The organism is Streptomyces sp. SS1-1 (assembly GCF_008973465.1).
Lineage (GTDB): Bacteria > Actinomycetota > Actinomycetes > Streptomycetales > Streptomycetaceae > Streptomyces.
This window is the reverse complement of sequence record NZ_WBXN01000004.1, coordinates 5,780,497-5,797,451: the sequence shown is the minus strand read 5'-3', so window position 1 is coordinate 5,797,451 and position 16,955 is coordinate 5,780,497. Positions and strand designations below refer to the sequence as shown.

Here is a 16,955-nt window from a genome sequence, read left to right as displayed (position 1 = left end):
CTGTCGGTCTCCTTACGGCGGTTGCGGGAGGGCGGTGCGGGCGCCGGCTAGTGGACGCCCATCCAGCTCTCGATGGGGTTGAGGGCGAAATAGACCAGGAAGACGGCGGTCAGGCCCCACATGAAGGCGCCGATCTCACGGGCCTTGCCCTGGGCGACGCGGATGGCGGCGTACGAGATGACGCCGGCGGCGACACCGGCCGTGATCGAGTAGGTGAACGGCATGATCACGACGGTGAGGAAGACCGGGATCGCGGTGGCCCGGTCGGACCAGTCGACGTGCCGGGCGTTCATCATCATCATGGCGCCGATGACGACCAGGGCGGCCGCCGCCACCTCGCCCGGCACGATCGCCGTGAGCGGGGTGAAGAACAGGCAGGCGGCGAAGAACAGCCCGGTGACCACGGAGGACAGGCCCGTGCGGGCGCCCTCCCCGACGCCGGTCGCCGACTCGACGAACACGGTCTGGCCCGAGGCGCCGGCCGCCCCGCCGATCGCGCCGCCCGCGCCGTCGATGAACAGCGCCTTGGACAGCCCCGGCATCCTGCCCTTGTCGTCGGCGAGCTTCGCCTCGGTGCCCACGCCGATGATGGTGGCCATCGCGTCGAAGAACCCGGCGAGCACCAGCGTGAACACGATCATGCCGACGGTCATCGCGCCGACCTCGCCCCAGCCGCCGAACTCGACGTGACCGAAGAGGGAGAAGTCCGGCATGGACACCGCGCCGCCGTGCAGTTCGGGGGCGCCGCCCGCCCACTGCTTCGGGTCGACGACGTCCAGCGCGTTCAGGACGACGGCGAGGACCGTGCCGCCGACGATGCCGATGAGGATGGCGCCCGGGACGCCGCGCGCCTGGAGCATGAAGATGGCGAGGAGGGTGACGGCGAACAGCAGCACCGGCCAGCCGGCCAGCTCACCGGCGGGGCCGAGGGTGACCGGGGTGGCCTCGCCCTGGTGCACGAAGCCGGCCTTGTAGAAGCCGATCAGGGCGACGAACAGGCCGATGCCCATGGTGATGGCGTGTTTCAGGGCGAGTGGGATCGCGTTCATGATCAGCTCGCGCAGGCCGGTGACGACCAGCAGCATGATGACGACGCCGTACATCACGCACATGCCCATGGCCTGCGGCCAGGTCATCCGCGGGACGACCTGCGAGGCGAGCACGCCCGAGACGGAGAGGCCGGCGGCGAGGGCGAGCGGCACCTTGCCGAAGAAGCCCATCAGCAGCGTGGAGAAGGCCGCCGCGAACGCGGTCGCGGTGATGAGGGCCTGCTGCGCGAGGGTGTCCCCCGCCGCGTCCTTGCCGGACAGGATCAGGGGGTTGAGCAGGAGGATGTACGCCATCGCCATGAAGGTCGTGACGCCACCGCGCACCTCGCGCGCGACCGTGGATCCTCGGTGGGATATGTGGAAGTACCGGTCGAGCCACGACCGGCCGGCCGGGACGCGGGTTCCTTCTCCCGCGTCGTCGGCGGTGACCGTGGGCTTGAGGGACTGCTGGGTCATGTGGGCCTGCTCCCAAGGTTCAAAGGGGCACCCGCGTGTGCCGTCGGAGGCTCTGTGCGGGATTTGGGGAGGTGCACGACCCGGGGGACGGCCCGAGACGAACATGTGGGGTGGTCCTGGGGGGACGGGGTCCCCCCAGGAGACAGCCGGTTCGACCCCGGAGGATCAGGTGCCGGTGAGGTGTTCCGGACGGACCGGCGTGCGGTCGAGTTCCAGCCCCGTCGCGTCCCGGATCGCCGCGAGGACGGCCGGGGTGGACGACAGGGTGGGGGCCTCGCCGATGCCGCGCAGCCCGTACGGCGCGTGGTCGTCGGCGAGTTCGAGCACGTCGACGGGGATGGTCGGCGTGTCGAGGATCGTGGGGATCAGGTAGTCCGTGAAGGAGGGGTTCTTCACCTTCGCCGTCTTCGGGTCGACGATGATCTCCTCCATGACGGCCACGCCCAGTCCCTGGGTGGTGCCGCCCTGGATCTGGCCGACGACGGACAGCGGGTTGAGCGCCTTGCCGACGTCCTGGGCGCAGGCGAGTTCGATCACCTTGACCAGGCCGAGCTCGGTGTCGACCTCGACGACGGCGCGGTGCGCGGCGAACGAGTACTGGACGTGGCCGTTGCCCTGCCCGGTGCGCAGGTCGAAGGGCTCGGTGGGGCGGTGCCGCCACTCGGCCTCGACCTCGACGCTCTCGTCCTCCAGGACGTCCACGAGGTCGGCGAGGACCTCGCCGCCGTCGGTGACGACCTTGCCGCCCTCCAGGAGGAGTTCGGCGGTGGCCCAGGCCGGGTGGCAGGAGCCGAACTTGCGCCTGCCGATCTCCAGCACCTTCTCCCGGACCAGTTCGCAGGAGTTCTTCACGGCGCCGCCGGTGACGTACGTCTGCCGGGAGGCCGAGGTGGAGCCGGCCGAGCCGACCTGGGTGTCCGCCGGGTGGATGGTCACCTGGGCGACGCCGAGCTCGGAGCGGGCGATCTGCGCGTGGACGGTGACGCCGCCCTGGCCGACCTCCGCCATCGCGGTGTGCACGGTGGCGACGGGCTCGCCGCCGACGACCTCCATGCGCACCTTGGCCGTCGAGTAGTCGTCGAAGCCCTCGGAGAAGCCGACGTTCTTGATGCCGACGGCGTAGCCGATGCCCCGGACGACGCCCTCGCCGTGCGTGGTGTTGGACAGGCCGCCGGGCAGCTGCCGTACGTCGGCGCCCTCGCTGGACTCCCACTGGCGCTCCGGCGGCAGGGGCATCGCCTTGACCCGGCGCAGGAGTTCGGCGACGGGGGCCGGCGAGTCGACGGGCTGGCCCGTCGGCATGATCGTGCCCTGCTCCATGGCGTTGCGCTGCCGGAACTCGACCGGGTCCAGGCCGAGTTCCTTCGCGAGCTTGTCCATCTGCGCCTCGTAGGCGAAGCACGCCTGGACCGCGCCGAAGCCGCGCATGGCGCCGCAGGGCGGGTTGTTGGTGTAGAGCGCGATGGCCTCGATGTCGACGTCGTCGACCACGTAGGGGCCGATGGACAGCGAGGAGGCGTTGCCGACGACGGCCGGGGAGGCGGAGGCGTACGCGCCGCCGTCGAGCACGATCCGGCACTTGACGTGGGTCAGCCTGCCGTCGCGGGTCGCGCCGTGCTCGTAGTACAGCTTGGCGGGGTGGCGGTGGACGTGACCGAAGAAGGACTCGAACCGGTTGTAGACCATCTTGACGGGCTTGCCGGTGCGCAGCGCGAGCAGGCAGGCGTGGATCTGCATGGACAGGTCCTCGCGTCCCCCGAAGGCCCCGCCGACGCCGGACAGCGTCATGCGGACCTTGCTCTCGGGCAGGCCGAGGACGGGGGCGATCTGGCGCAGGTCGCTGTGCAGCCACTGGGTGGCGATGTAGAGGTGGACGCCGCCGTCCTCGTCGGGCACGGCGAGGCCGGACTCGGGGCCGAGGAACGCCTGGTCCTGCATGCCGAAGGTGTACTCGCCGGTGACGATCACGTCGGCCCGTTCGGCGGCGCGGGCCGCGTCGCCGCGGACGATCGGCTGCCGGTGCACGATGTTCGGGTGCGGGACGTGCCCGGCGTGGTGGTCGTCGCGGTTCTCGTGGACGAGGATCGCGTCGGGGGCGGTCGCGGACGCCTCGTCGGTGATGACGGGCAGCTCCCGGTACTCGACCTTGATCTTGGCGGCGGCGCGGCGCGCGGTCTCCGGGTGGTCGGCGGCGACGAGGGCGACGGGCTCGCCATGGTGGCGGACCTTGCCGTGCGCGAGGACCGGGGTGTCCTGGATCTCCAGGCCGTAGTTGCGCACCTCGGTCGGCAGGTCGTCGTAGGTCAGGACGGCGTACACGCCCGGGGTGGCCAGGGCCTCGGCGGTGTCGAGGGACACGATCTCGGCGTGGGCGACGGTGGAGCGCAGGATCTGGCCCCAGAGCATGTCCTCGTGCCACATGTCGGACGAGTAGGCGAACTCGCCGGTGACCTTGAGGGTGCCGTCGGGGCGGAGCGTGGACTCGCCGATGCCGCCCCGGGTCTGCGCGCCCTGGGTGATCTTCGTGGGGGTTCCGCTGGGGGACGCCATCGTCAGACCGCCTCTCCCTGCCGGGCGGCCGCCAGGCGGACCGCGTCCATGATCTTCTCGTAGCCGGTGCAGCGGCACAGGTTGCCCGACAGGGCCTCGCGGATGTCCGCGTCGCTCGGGTTGGGGTTGCGTTCCAGCATCTCGTCGGCGGCGACCAGCAGGCCAGGGGTGCAGAAGCCGCACTGGACGGCGCCTGCGTCGATGAACGCCTGCTGGATCGGGGCGAGTTCGGTGCCCTCGCCGGTCTGGGAGTCGGTGCCCTTGGCCTGCCAGCCCTTGGCCTCGTCCAGCGAGACGCCGGAGGAGCCGCCGCAGGAGCGCTGCCGGGCGTGGTCGGCGAGGCCCTCGACGGTCACGACGTCCCGGCCCTCGGCCTGCCCGGCCGCGACCAGGCACGAGCACACCGGGACGCCGTCCAGGCGGACCGTGCAGGAGCCGCACTCGCCCTGCTCGCAGGCGTTCTTGGAGCCGGGCAGGCCGAGCCGCTCACGCAGGACGTACAGCAGGGACTCGCCCTCCCACACGTCGTCGGCTTCCTGCGGGCGTCCGTTGACGGTGAAGTTGACGCGCATCAGGCGACACTCCCTTCCTGCTCGGTCGTGCCGTCGGTGCGGCGGTAGGACTCCCAGGTCCAGGTCAGGGTGCGGCGGGCCATGACGCCGACCGCGTGCCGGCGGTAGCTCGCGGTGCCGCGGACGTCGTCGATCGGGTTGCACGCGGCGGCGCACAGATCCGCGAACCGCTTCGCGACGGACGGGGTGATGATCTTGCCGTTGTCCCAGAAGCCGCCCTCCTCGAGCGCGGCGTTCAGGAACTCCTCGGCGGCCTTCGCCCGGATGGGGGTCGGGGCGGCGGAGCCGATGCCGGTGCGCACGGTCCGGGTGGCGGGGTGCAGGGCGAGGCCGAAGGCGCACACGGCGATGACCATGGCGTTGCGGGTGCCGACCTTGGAGTACTGCTGGGGTCCGTCGGCCTTCTTGATGTGGACGGCGCGGATCAGCTCGTCGGGCGCGAGCGCGTTGCGCTTCACGCCGGTGTAGAAGTCGTCGATCGGGATACGGCGGCTGCCGCGCACCGACTCGGCCTCGACCTCGGCGCCGGCGGCGAGGAGGGCGGGGTGGGCGTCACCGGCCGGGGAGGCGGTGCCGAGGTTGCCGCCGACGCCGCCGCGGTTGCGGATCTGCGGGGAGGCCACGGTGTGCGAGGCCAGGGCGAGGCCGGGCAGCTCGGCCCGCAGGTCCTCCATGATCCTGGTGTACGGCACCGAGGCGCCGAGCCGCACGCTGTCCTCGCCGACCTCCCATGCGGAGAGGTCCTCGATCCGGTTCAGGTCGAGGAGGTACTCGGGCCGGCGGTGGTCGAAGTTGATCTCGACCATCACATCGGTGCCGCCCGCAATCGGCACAGCGGTGGGGTGCTCGGCCTTAGCGGCGAGCGCCTCCTCCCAGCTGGCGGGGCGAAGGAAGTCCATGACCGGCTCTCTTCTTCGTCTCGTGGGTCGTCCGGATCGAGCCAGATCGGGTGCGGCGGGCCCGGCTCGTTCATGTGCTGTTCACGCGGAATGACGTCAGTACACAGGCCCGTGCTCCACCGGGGTCAGTCACGGAAACCATGAAGGAGTTGGCTGGCCACGACGGGCATCTTGTAGATTCGTATGAACGGAGGACACCCGTAACCTCCCTGCTTCCCCGGGGAAACATCCGGCACGGCTCTGTGACCTGGGACACCGTCCGAAAGACGACGAGCGTGCCGCCCGTGGGGGCCGCTCGCCGGCCCGTGACCGGGCCTGCCACGGACCCCTCAAGATCCATCGTAGTTATCGAGACAAGGAACGGCGGCGACGAGAATGCGGCTGCGCGCACTGCTGGACACCGACGCGCTGGGCCTCAAGCTGCTCGGCGGCGAGGACGAGCTCGACCGCACGGTGCGCGGTGTGATGACGACGGATCTGAGGGACCCCAGCCGCTATCTCTCGGGCGGGGAGCTGGTGCTCACCGGGCTGGCGTGGCGCCGGGACGCCGCGGACTCGGACCCTTTCGTGCGCATCCTCGTGCAGGCCGGTGTGGCGGCCCTGGCGGCCGGTGAGGCGGAGCTCGGGGAGGTCCCGGAGGATCTGGTGGTGGCCTGCGCCCGGCACCGGCTGCCGCTGTTCGCGGTGCACGAGTCGGTGGCGTTCGCGACGGTCACCGAGCATGTCGTCCGGCAGGTCAGCGGCGAGCGGGCCGGGGACCTGGCGGCTGTCGTGGACCGGCACCGGCGGCTGATGACGTCGGGTCCGGCGGGCGGCGGCCCGGACGTGGTCCTGGACCTGCTCGGCTCCGACCTGGACCTGCGGGCGTGGGTGCTGTCGCCGGCGGGACGGCTGATCGCCGGCTCGAAGGCGTCGGGCCCGGCCCTGCCCCCCGACCTGTGCGCGCGGCTGGCGGCCGGTCATCTGGCGGCCGCCCGCTCGGGGCGGCGAGGACCGCACCGGGTGACGCTGGGCACCACGGTGTACTCGCTCTTCCCGATCCGCAGCGGCGGGCGGCCCGCCGGGGACGCCCGGGAGACGGTGCTGTCCGAGTGGCTGCTGGCCGTGGAGGCGGACGCCGGTGACTGGCCCGCGGAGCGGCTGGACCTGCTGCAGGGCGTCACCCAGCTGATCGCGGTGGAGCGCGACCGCCGGGACGCCGCCCGCACCGTGCGGCGCCGGCTCGCACAGGAGGTCCTGGAGCTGGTCCAGACGGGCGCGGCGCCCGCCGAGATCGCCGCCCGGCTGCGGGTGGCGGCCCCGGTGCTGCTGCCCGGCCTCGGGGCGGCCCCGCACTGGCAGGTGGTGGTCGCCCGGGTCGAGTGGGCGGACGGCGGCATCGAGCCGGGTCCGGCCGCGCAGGCCCTGCTGGAGGAGATCCTGGTCGATCCGCGGGCGACCGGCCCGGAGCCCTCGGACCGCATAGCGGTGGCGCACACCGGCGAGGAGGCGATCGCGCTGGTGCCGCTGCCCGCGGTCTCCGCCGAGCACGACGGCTCCGAGGCCGGCGTCCTCGCCGACGCGCTGCTGGACGCCGTGGGGGAGCCGCTGTCGGCGGGGCTGGACGACGACGGCCGGATCACGCTCGGGGTGAGCGCGGCGGTGCACTCCGCGGAGGGGCTGCGCGGCGCCCTGGAGGAGGCCCGGCACGCGCGCCGGGTCGCCGCGGCCCGGGCGGGGCGGGTCTGCGCGGCGGGCCATCAGGAGCTGGCCTCGCACGTCCTGCTGCTGCCGTTCGTGCCGGACGACGTCCGGCGGGCGTTCACGGCCCGGCTGCTGGACCCGCTGCGGGACTACGACCGCCGGCACCGCGCGGAGCTGATCCCCACGCTGGAGGCGTTCCTCGACTGCGACGGGTCCTGGACGCGGTGCGCGACCCGGCTGCACCTGCACGTCAACACGCTGCGCTATCGCGTGGGCAGAATCGAGCAGTTGACGGGCCGGGACCTGTCCCGGCTGGAGGACAAGCTCGATTTCTTCCTGGCGTTGCGGATGAGCTGAACCCGGCGCGGGGGCGCACGGGGTGGCACCAAGTGCCGTCCGTGTCCCACGACTTTGTGAAATCCTTCACCCACCCTCTTGGCCGGGCGCGATGATTCGTGCTGAGATGCCGCCACCACTCAACAGCTCGATGGCGTGCTCGGGGAGGGCGAGGTGGCGTATACCGCCATGTCTGGTAACGGAACGACCGCAGGCGACGATCCACTCCAGACCGCGGTATGGCGGCTGCGCTCCCGCGCGTGCTGGGCGGACGCGGCGGCCCTGCTCCAGCCGGTCACCGCACCGGCCGCGCTGCAGCGCGCGGCCCTGCTGGTGGAACGGTGTCTGTACACCGAGCGGGGCTGGGAGGAGGCCGAGGACGCGCTCCGTACGGCCGAGGCGCTGGCCCACACCGACGACGAGCGCGGCGCGGCCGCTTGTGAAAGAGGGCAACTTGCGTACGCGGCGACGCTGCACTCCGTGCGCGACCGGGCCGACGAGGCGCGGGCGGCGCTGGGCCGGGCGGCGGCGCTGATCGCGCCGGGGGCGCCGGCGCGGGCCCTGCTGGACTTCCGGCGCGGCCTCCTCGCGGAGAACCTGGCGCGCTCGCCCCAGGCGGCCCGCGCGGCCTACCGCCGGGCGCACGCGGGCGCCACGGCACAAGCGGACCCGCTGCTGCTGTCGTTCACCTGGCGGCACCTGGCCGGCCTCGCGCTGCGCGACGGTGAACTGGCCGAGGCCCGGCACGGCTTCGCCGAGTCCCTGCGCATCCGCGAGGAACTGGGCTACCTGGTCGGCACCGCCCCGGCCCTGGTCTCCCTGGCCGACACGGAGACCGAACCGGAGGCCTCCCGCCTCCGGGAGGAGGCCCGCCGCCTCTTCCGCCTCCTCGGCGGGGTCCCCACCTGGCTGGAGGACCAACTGACCCCGGCACCACCGGCGGCTACGGCCTGAGAGGGCGGGGCGGCCGCGATGGCGGGGCGGGTGAGCCGAGCCGGCCATCCCACCGATGCCCCAGTCGACGCGGACTGCCAGGCGTGCGGCGGCCGTCCGGTTGCTCGCCGGCCCCCATGGGCGGAGCATCCGGCCCGGTACCGTCGGCTGCGAAGGGCTCGGGCGGCTGCGGCGGGGCGGGGCGGGCGTAGGTGAGCCGAGGCGCCCCGATCGACGCGGGGTGCCGGCCGTCTGGCGGCTGTTCCCGTGCACGGCGGGGCAGCGGGCCTCGGCGTGCCGGGGACGACGGCATCCGGGGCGGAAGCGGGCGCGGCAGGGCGCAGGGAGGCGGCGCCGGCCCCCAGCGCCGCGGACTGGCCGGCGTACGGCGGCCGTTCGGTGGCGCGACGGGTCTCTCCCCGGCGAAGCTCCGGCACCGGTACAGCCGGCGGCGACGGCTCCGGCGTCGAAGCGGACGCGGCCGGGCGGAGCACAGGTGAGCCGGGACGGCCCGCGCGGCGGCCGTTCCAGGGTGCGCGGCCCCTCCCGGGCGAAGCTCCGGTCCCGGTACCGCCGGCGGTGACGGCCGTGAAGAACAGCCCTAGTGGGCGCTCGCGAAGTGTTCGTCGACCAGGGCACGGACGACCTCCAGGTCGCGGGCGACCAGGGCGTCGAGGAGCGCCGTGTGTTCGGCCGCGTCGGCCAGGAGGTCGGCGTGGCCGCGGCCCGGGGGGCGGGACGGGCCGGTCAGGGGCCACTGGGCGCGGCGGTGCAGGTCGTCGGCGATGCGGACGAGCTGGGCGTTGCCGGCGAGGGAGAGCACCGCGCGGTGGAAGGTGCGGTCGGACTCCGCGTAGGTGGCCCGGCATCCGGTGGCCGCCGCGCGGACGGTCGCCTCAGCCAGCGGGCGCATCTCGGCCCAGCGTTCGGCGGGCACGGCGCGGGCGAGCCGGAGCATGACGGGGACCTCGACGAGGGCCCGGACCTCGGCGAGTTCGGCCAGGTCGCGGGCGCCGCGTTCGACGACCCGGAACCCCCGGTTGGGGACCACCTCGACGGCGCCCTCCTGGGCCAGCTGCTGCATGGCCTCCCGGACGGGGGTCGCCGAGACGCCGAAGCGCTCGCCGAGGGCGGGGGCCGAGTAGACGGCGCCGGGCGCCAGCTCGCCGGTGACGAGCGCGGTGCGCAGCGCGTCGAGGATCTGCCCGCGCACCGAGGCGCGCTGCACGACCGGGCGCGGCGCGGGGATGGGCGGCTCGCTGTGGGTGTGCTCGCCGCGCGCGGCGGCGGACGGGGTGCCCTGCGCCGGGACCCTGGGTTCCGGCGCGGCCGCCGCGGCCTCCCGGACCTGTGGCGTCCCCGGCGTCCCCGTCGTCGCGGAGCTTCGCGCGCCCTGCTTCACGGGTCCTCCTCCGGGACGGTCGGTACGTGGGGTATTACGGCGGCTTGTTACTCACCCGTCAAGCACCTTAGGCGCAGAACGCGACAGTTCAAACCTCACCCAGCTCGGGGTAAGGTAAGGCTTACCTTCAGCGCCTCGCGGATTGGCGGTCCGATGCCCGTGCCCTCCTCAGCCCTCGCGCACGCCTACGCCCGTCTCGCCGAGGTCCTCCCGGGGCTCGACATCACCCAGCCCGTCACCGACGCGGCGCTGCCCCGGCACGGCGGCTGGGTCACCGCGAGCGCGCTGGCGGAGGGCGGCACCGGGCTGGACGCGTTCCTCGCCTGGGACGACGCCCAGGTGCTGCGCGACTACGGGCGGTCCGCCCGCCCTGACGTCGTCGCCAGTTTCGGGCTGCACCGCTACGCCTGGCCGGCGTGCCTGCTGATCACCGTGCCGTGGTTCCTGCTCCGCCGCGTCCCCCGCTTCCCCGTGACGCATGTCTCGTACGACCGCACCGACCCCGGCGCTCCCCTGGGCCGCCTGGCCGCACGTCCCGCCTCCTTCGCCTGCCTGCCCGGCGACCCGGCGGCCGGTCTGCCCGGCGCGCGCCTGGTCGCCGACGAGGAGGCCCTGCGGGCCGAGGTGCGCGAGGCCGTCGCCGAGCACCTGGAGCCGGTCCTCGGCGGCTTCGGCCCCCGGATGCGGCGCCGCGGACGCGCCCTGTGGGGCATGGCGACCGACGAGGTCGTCGAGGGCCTGTGGTACGTGGCGCACCTGTTCGGGGACGGCGAGCAGGAGCGGGCCCGCCACGAGCTGGAGCTGCTGCTGCCGGGCGCGACACGGCCGTACGTGGGTTCGGCCGCGTTCCGTGAGCTGACCGGTCCGGACGGCGAGTCCCTGCCCACCCGCGACCGGGCGAGCTGCTGCATGTTCTACACCGTGCGCCCCGAGGACACGTGTGCGACCTGCCCGCGCACCTGCGACGCCGACCGCCTCGCCAAGCTCCTGGGCGCGGCGGCCTGAACAGGTCCCCGGGGCAGGCGAACTGACGCCCCCTCGGGAGCGGTCCCACCCCCGCGTGCCTTAAGATCACCGACGAACGGCACCCCGTCTCGGTTACACCCGTTTCACAACTTCCTCACTTCGCGCGGGAACTTTCCGTGGAACCACCCGCACGGGTAGTGTTGTTCGAACTCAACTCCCGCCCCTCAAGCGGCAGTTCGAGCAGAACGCCGCCCTGGGCATCCCCTTGCACCTCCTTGGCGGCCTCTTGCCCCGAAACCCCCTGAGGGCCAGCGGGATTGGGCCACTATGGCGGGCGTTACGCCCTATCCCAATGCAAGGGACCCCAGATGAGATTGACCGACATATCGCTGAACTGGCTGCTTCCGGGCGCCGTGCTGCTCCTGGGCATGCTGGCGGCGGTGGCGGTGCTCGCGCGCGGGAAGCGGTCCGGGGAGCACGCGGCCGAGGACTCCTGGGAGCGCAGCGAGGAGCGCCGCAGGCGCAAGGAGGCCATCTACGGCACGGCCTCCTACGTGCTGCTCTTCTGCTGTGCCGCCGTGGCCGCCGCGCTCTCCTTCAAGGGCCTGGTCGGCTTCGGTGAGCAGAACCTGGGCCTCAGCGACGGCTGGCAGTACCTCGTGCCGTTCGGTCTCGACGGCGCGGCGATGTTCTGTTCCGTGCTCGCCGTGCGCGAGGCCAGCCACGGCGACGCGGCGCTCGGCTCGCGCATACTCGTGTGGACGTTCGCTGGTGCCGCGGCCTGGTTCAACTGGGTCCACGCGCCCCGCGGCCTGAGCCACGCCGGCGCCCCGCACTTCTTCGCCGGCATGTCCCTGTCGGCGGCCGTGCTGTTCGACCGCGCCCTGAAGCAGACCCGCCGGGCGGCGCTGCGCGAGCAGGGCCTGGTGCCGCGTCCGCTGCCCCAGATCCGCATCGTGCGCTGGCTCCGCGCCCCCCGCGAGACCTACAAGGCGTGGTCGCTCATGCTGCTGGAGAACGTCCGCAGCCTGGACGAGGCGGTCGACGAGGTCCGCGAGGACAAGCGGCAGAAGGAGGCGGCCCGCCTGCGCCGCCGGGACAAGGAGCGCATGGAGCGCGCCCAGCTCAAGGCCATCAGCCGCGGCCACCGCGGCTTCATCGGCCGCGGCACCGGCCGGCAGGGCGAGCCGCAGGCCCTGGAGCCGGCCCCGTCCCAGGTCACCGCGGAGCCTGCCATATCGGCGCCGGAGCTGCCCGTGCGCAAGCGCCCTTCCCTTGAGCCCGTACGCACCGGTTCGGACCCGGTGACCGTGGACCTCACCGCGGAGGACGACACAATGGCGCTCCCGCGGCTCGACTCGCTGGAGCGCAAGCTCAAGGACCTGGAGCAGCAGTTCGGCTGAGCCGGTCCTGACCACGGGAAGGGGCGCGACCCACGGCACGGGTCGCGCCCCTTCCCGTCGCCCCGGGCGTCACACGTCCGCCCCGAGCTCGAACCACACCACCTTGCCCACGCCGTGCACGCACACCCCCCAGGCGTCCGCCAGGGACTGGACGAGCAGCAGGCCCCGGCCGTTCGTACCGGTGTCGGCGTCCGGTACGCGCATCCTGGGCCGCCGGGACGTGAAGTCCCGTACCTCCACGCGCAGTCCGGCCGGTCCCACGGTCGCGGTCAGGACCGCGTCCCGGTCGGTGTGCACGAGTGCGTTGGTGACGAGTTCGCTGGTGAGCAGTTCGGCGGTGTCGGAGCCGCCGGCCCTGCCGCACTGCCGCAGCAGTTCGCGCAGCGCCCTGCGCGCCTCCGGTACCGCCCGCAGATCGGCCCGGCCGAGTCTGCGCCTGAGCTGGGAGGTCCGCGTGTGTTCCCCGGCGCCCGCGGTCCCGTCCTCCACCGTCTTCGCCGAGGAGGCCCCGTACGCCGTGGGACCGCCTCCCCGTGCCTGCCTCTTCATGACCCCCGCCTGCGTGCCGATGTCGGTTCCCCTCCTGGCTCGAACACGTTCACGGGAACCATTCCCCGGTCACGGCGGCGAACAGTCATGTCCCGCCACCGACGACCAGGTGTTCGGCCATCGGCGGCCGGTCCTCACCGGTGGGTGAACGGCGGAACACCGCCCGGCGCCCGCCCGGCGCGACGGGCGGGACACGGCCGTCACCCGCCGCACGCCCAGGACGGGACGTGACGGGGTTTGCGACGGCATGAGGCGGTACCGTCCGCCGGTGCGGGCAGGAGAGGGCCGTACGGCGCCCGGCACACGGCCGCCGCGCCGACCCGCGCGAGGGTGCCGGAACCGGACGGGATCACGCGGAACGCCGACCCCGCCCTGCCGAAGACGGCGTACCCGGTGCGGACACACGAGTGGACGGGGGTGTCGGCGGCCGAGCCCCCTCGGCGCCGACGCCCCCGTCCCGGGAAAGTGGCTGAAACCGGACGTCGTCCCGCGCCCGCCGGGGCCGCCCGCCCGACCCCCGTACGGGAGGGCGGCCCCGTGCCGGGCCGGCCGTGCGGTCAGTACAGCTTGTCGACCGCGGTGGTGGTCGTCTTCTTGAACGCCGTCACCGGCGCGTCCGCGAAGCCCCCCATCTGCCCCCACCGGACGAGCGTGACCGTGCCGCCGTCCCGGCCGACCGACGTCAGGTCGATGTCCGTCGCACCCCACGCCGTGCTGGTGTGCACCCCGTGCACCCGCGCCCCCTCCTCCACCGGCAGCGTGCCGTACGCCCGGTACTCGGCCTTGATCTCCGGATCGGCGTCGGCCCGCAGCGCGCAGCGCCGGACCTCCTGGTCGAGCCGCTGGGCGAGGGCCTTCGCCTTGGCGCCGTCGCCGACCACGACGACGATCTGCTGGGCGTTGGTCTCCAGGTCGGTGCGGAAGTCGCGGTGGCGGATGTCGTAGGCGAGAAGGGCCTCACCGAAGCAGAACTCCAGCTCCTCCGGCACCCCGTCGGAGACCGGGCCCGCGGTCCAGCCGGTGGGGTGCGGCGGAAGCTGGGACGCGGACAGGAACTTCGGCGCGGGCTTCTTCGGCGCGGCGCCGGCCGGTGCGGCCGTGACCGCGAAGCCGGCGGTGAGTGCCGCGACGGCGAGCGCGGCGAGCACGCCGGTGCGCATGGTCCTGGACATGGGTGTCCCCCCGTGGGATGAGTCGGTGCGTGACGACCGCGGAAAAAGGCCGGAGAAGGCCGAAGAAGGCCGGGTCGCCCCGACGCCTTGCGGTCGTCGCGGCCCGGTCGGTGCGGCACCAGAAGCATCAGCCGTCACAACGGGCCGCGGCAAGCGCCGGGCGCCGATCCGCGACGGTGGAACCATCCCAGCCCCTGTGACGTGCACCTATGGGGAGTGCCTGGGATGCCGTCCCGGGACGGACAGGACACGGGGGAACGGTGTCGGAAGTGCGGGACGACGTCCAGGAGTTCGCGGCGCTGCTCAGACGGCTCAAGGAGCGCACCGACCGCAGCTACGGGCAGCTGGCCCGCCGGCTCGCGATGAACACCTCCACGCTGCACCGCTACTGCGCCGGTGAGGCCGTCCCGCTCGACTTCGCCCCCGTGGAGCGCTTCGCGGCGCTGTGCGCGGCGACCCCCGAGGAACGGCTGGAGCTGCACCGGCTGTGGATCCTCGCGGTGGCGGCCCGTCAGCGGGCCCGCACGCAGGGCGCGAAGCCGGCCACCGAGGCACCGGAACCGGCTCGGGACGGGAGCGCCGAGGCACCGGACGAGCCCGCAGCGACACCGGCCGAGCCCACCCCCGACGTCACTGCGTCCTCCCCCGCGTCCGCCCGCCCCCGCTCCCGCCGTCGCAGGCTCCTCGCGCTGACGGCGGCGGCCACCGCGCTCCTCGCCGGTCTCGGCACGCTCGCCGCCCTCCCGGACGACCGGCCCGGCCGCGGCGCGGACCGCGTCGAGGCCGCCGATCCGACCCGTACGGCACAGGCGCCCACGTCCCGCCCGTCCCCGCCCCGCTCCCCCACACCCACCACGGCGAAGGCGTCCCCCTCCGCCGCCCGCCCGACGAAGCCGGCGTCGCGCGAGGCGGGCGGCAAGGAGGCGCCGAAGGGGACCGGGCGGCCCGAGCCCGGCGCGGGCACGCCCCTGACCTGGAGCGTCGACTCGCATGTCTGGCAGGCCGGATGCGGCCACGACTACGTCCTCACCCGGCCGCCGCAGCAGGTGCCGCCGCCGCCCCCGCCGCAGGACGCCCGCACCTGGGCGACCTCGCTGGGCGCCGTGCACGGGCGGCAGACCATGGTCCGGGTGTCGGTGCAGGGCCGCAGTGCCACAGCCGTCGTGCTGGAGGCGCTGCGGGTCCGCGTCGTGAGCCGCGCGACGCCACTGAAGGGCACGGTGTACGCGATGGACCGGGGCTGCGGCGGAGCGCTGACACCGCGCTTCTTCGACGTCGACCTGGACAGGGACCGGCCCGTCGCCCGCCCCCAGGACGGCAACGACACGGGCACCCCGATCCCGGCGATGCGGCTGCCCTACCGGGTGTCCGCCACGGACCCGGAGGTACTGCTGGTCACCGCGGAGACCCGCGCCTGCGACTGCTCCTGGTACCTGGAGCTCGACTGGTCCTCGCAGGGCCGCACCGGCACCGTCCGCGTCGACGACGCGGGCCGCCCGTTCCGTACGACGGGCATCGGGTCGCTGCCGCGCTACGTGTACGAGACGTCCGACCGGGCCTGGGTGCCGTACAGCTGATCACGTCTCCCAGACGGCGGCGGCCGTACGGTCGTCGGCGTATCCCTTGACCCGGACCTGGGTGTCGGCGAGGAAGTCGGCGAGGCCGGGCGGCCCGGAGCCGGACCAGCGCCGCCGGAGGTGGGCCGCGAGTTCGGGTTCGCCGCGCAGGGGGTCGGCGAGGCCGCTCGTGCACAGCAGCAGGGTGTCGCCGGGGCGGGCCACGGAGGCGCGGAAGCGGAAGGGCTCGCGAGGCGGCTCGGGCGCCGGCTCGTAGGGGCTCGGCGGGGTCGGGATGCCGAGGTCCATGGTGAGCCGGTCGCCGTCGGGGGTCTCGGCGGGCGGCGAGCCGAAGCCGACGACGGGTTCGCCGGCGGTGTCGGTCACCCGCGGCTCGATGTCCTGCCACTCCCCGTCCCGCAGCCGGAACAGCCCTCCGGCGCCCGCCCCGAAGAAGACCCGCGTCCGGCACTCGGGGTCGGCGGGCAGCAGCAGGCAGCGCAGGACGGCCGCGTACTCCTCCGGGTCGACGCCCTGTTCGACGGCGCTCGCGCGGAGCCGGCCGAGGCTGCGGCCGGTGAGGCGGTGCAGCCCGGACTTCAGATCGCCGCGCCGGCCGGCCCGCATGTCGGCCGCGAGCTGTTCGTGGCTGCGGCCGACGGCCCGGCCGATCCACCGGCACGCCTCGGCGGCGGCCCGGTGGGCGCCGGGGGTGGCGCGGGCGCCGGTGGCCATGGCGACCAGGAGCAGGGCGTGGTCGCCGGTGCCGAAGCGGGCGGTGAGCAGGGAGTCGCGGCGGGGCTCGCCCCGGTAGCGGGCGGAGTCGCCGCGCAGGGACACGGCCCGCACGGTGGCGGTGCCGTAGCGGGCGCCGTCGAGGACGGTGTCGGCCACCAGGTCGCCGAGGTCGTCCGGGTCGGCCGGGGGCAGTGCGGTCGGCTCGGGGTCGTAGGTGGGCGGTCCGGCGCCCACGTAGTCGAGCGCGCGGGCCGGCCGGTCTCCGGCGGGCGGAGGGGGCGGCTCCTCACCCGCCGGAACGGGAGCCGGGACCGGAGCCGGAGCCGAGCCTGGAGCCGGAGCCGAGCCTGGAGCCGGAGCCTCGACCGGAACCGGCGCCGGTTCCACCGTGAAGCCGGGCGGCCGGGGCAGACCGGCCGGGAACGCCGGCGCCTCCCGCGCGGGAGCGTCCGGGTCGGAGCGCGGTGCCGGGACGGTGTCCGGCCGGTTCACGGCGTCCGCGGCCGAGGCGTACCGGTCGTCGAGCGAGTCGGGTGCCGTGGACGGGCCGGCGTCCTCGGCGTCGCCGTACAGCTGGCCCCACCAGTCGTCCTCGTGACCGGTGGGCTTGCCCCCCTGCTGATTCATGCACCCGATTCTTCCCCGCGGGGCCCGGATGGGAACGGGGCATCGGGAAATCCGGCCGCGTACG

General features: G+C 74.1%; 13 protein-coding genes. 5 read left to right on the top strand and 8 right to left on the bottom strand.

The features are described from left to right. Positions 1-47: 47 nt before the first annotated feature. The 4 genes from F8R89_RS27910 to F8R89_RS27895 all read right to left on the bottom strand — a co-directional run bounded on the left by F8R89_RS27910 (position 48) and on the right by F8R89_RS27895 (position 5,526). Positions 48-1,505, bottom strand: a complete 1,458-nt coding sequence (locus tag F8R89_RS27910) for an NCS2 family permease (protein ID WP_151786534.1) — start codon at positions 1,503-1,505, stop codon at positions 48-50. Between the two features lie 165 nt (positions 1,506-1,670). Next, positions 1,671-4,055, bottom strand: a complete 2,385-nt coding sequence (locus tag F8R89_RS27905) for a xanthine dehydrogenase family protein molybdopterin-binding subunit (protein WP_151786533.1) — start codon at positions 4,053-4,055, stop codon at positions 1,671-1,673. 2 nt (positions 4,056-4,057) lie between these two features. After that, positions 4,058-4,627, bottom strand: coding sequence for a (2Fe-2S)-binding protein (locus F8R89_RS27900; RefSeq protein WP_151786532.1), 570 nt, complete (start codon positions 4,625-4,627; stop codon positions 4,058-4,060). Further along, positions 4,627-5,526 carry an FAD binding domain-containing protein gene (locus F8R89_RS27895; protein WP_151786531.1) on the bottom strand — a complete coding sequence of 300 codons (900 nt, stop codon included), beginning with the start codon at positions 5,524-5,526 and terminating at the stop codon, positions 4,627-4,629. The genes F8R89_RS27900 and F8R89_RS27895 overlap by 1 nt, the downstream gene beginning before the upstream one ends. A 375-nt stretch (positions 5,527-5,901) precedes the next feature. On the opposite strand from F8R89_RS27895, the gene F8R89_RS27885 reads away from it, so the two are divergent. Next, positions 5,902-7,566 carry a PucR family transcriptional regulator gene (locus tag F8R89_RS27885; protein WP_151786529.1) on the top strand — a complete coding sequence of 555 codons (1,665 nt, stop codon included), beginning with the start codon at positions 5,902-5,904 and terminating at the stop codon, positions 7,564-7,566. Positions 7,567-7,734: 168 nt separating this feature from the next. Then, positions 7,735-8,499: a hypothetical protein gene (locus F8R89_RS27880; RefSeq protein WP_413251271.1), complete on the top strand. Its 765-nt coding sequence runs from the start codon at positions 7,735-7,737 to the stop codon at positions 8,497-8,499. Positions 8,500-9,079: 580 nt separating this feature from the next. Here F8R89_RS27880 and F8R89_RS27875 read toward each other — a convergent pair. Next, positions 9,080-9,880, bottom strand: a complete 801-nt coding sequence (locus F8R89_RS27875) for a GntR family transcriptional regulator (protein WP_151786527.1) — start codon at positions 9,878-9,880, stop codon at positions 9,080-9,082. A gap of 153 nt (positions 9,881-10,033) precedes the next feature. Between F8R89_RS27875 and F8R89_RS27870 the strand changes: the two genes are divergently transcribed. Both F8R89_RS27870 and F8R89_RS27865 read left to right on the top strand, forming a co-directional pair. After that, positions 10,034-10,885: a (2Fe-2S)-binding protein gene (locus F8R89_RS27870; protein ID WP_151786526.1), complete on the top strand. Its 852-nt coding sequence runs from the start codon at positions 10,034-10,036 to the stop codon at positions 10,883-10,885. A gap of 329 nt (positions 10,886-11,214) precedes the next feature. After that, the gene (locus F8R89_RS27865) at positions 11,215-12,249 is read left to right on the top strand and encodes a DUF2637 domain-containing protein (protein WP_151786525.1); all 1,035 of its coding nucleotides are present in this window, start codon (positions 11,215-11,217) and stop codon (positions 12,247-12,249) included. A gap of 69 nt (positions 12,250-12,318) precedes the next feature. Here F8R89_RS27865 and F8R89_RS27860 read toward each other — a convergent pair whose 3' ends face one another. Together F8R89_RS27860 and F8R89_RS27855 are read right to left on the bottom strand one after the other, a co-directional pair. Next, a complete protein-coding gene (locus F8R89_RS27860; protein WP_151786524.1) occupies positions 12,319-12,798 on the bottom strand; it encodes an ATP-binding protein in 480 nt (159 codons plus the stop codon). A 557-nt stretch (positions 12,799-13,355) separates the two neighbouring features. Beyond that, complete coding sequence (locus tag F8R89_RS27855) at positions 13,356-13,970, bottom strand: hypothetical protein (RefSeq protein ID WP_151786523.1); 615 nt, start codon at positions 13,968-13,970, stop codon at positions 13,356-13,358. A gap of 269 nt (positions 13,971-14,239) precedes the next feature. On the opposite strand from F8R89_RS27855, the gene F8R89_RS27850 reads away from it, so the two are divergent. After that, positions 14,240-15,547 carry a helix-turn-helix domain-containing protein gene (locus tag F8R89_RS27850; RefSeq protein ID WP_225994509.1) on the top strand — a complete coding sequence of 436 codons (1,308 nt, stop codon included), beginning with the start codon at positions 14,240-14,242 and terminating at the stop codon, positions 15,545-15,547. Here the strand turns inward: F8R89_RS27850 and F8R89_RS27845 are convergent, their stop codons facing one another. Continuing rightward, on the bottom strand, positions 15,548-16,891 hold the full coding sequence (locus tag F8R89_RS27845) for a protein phosphatase 2C domain-containing protein (RefSeq protein WP_151786521.1): 1,344 nt from the start codon (positions 16,889-16,891) through the stop codon (positions 15,548-15,550). Positions 16,892-16,955 lie beyond the last annotated feature (64 nt).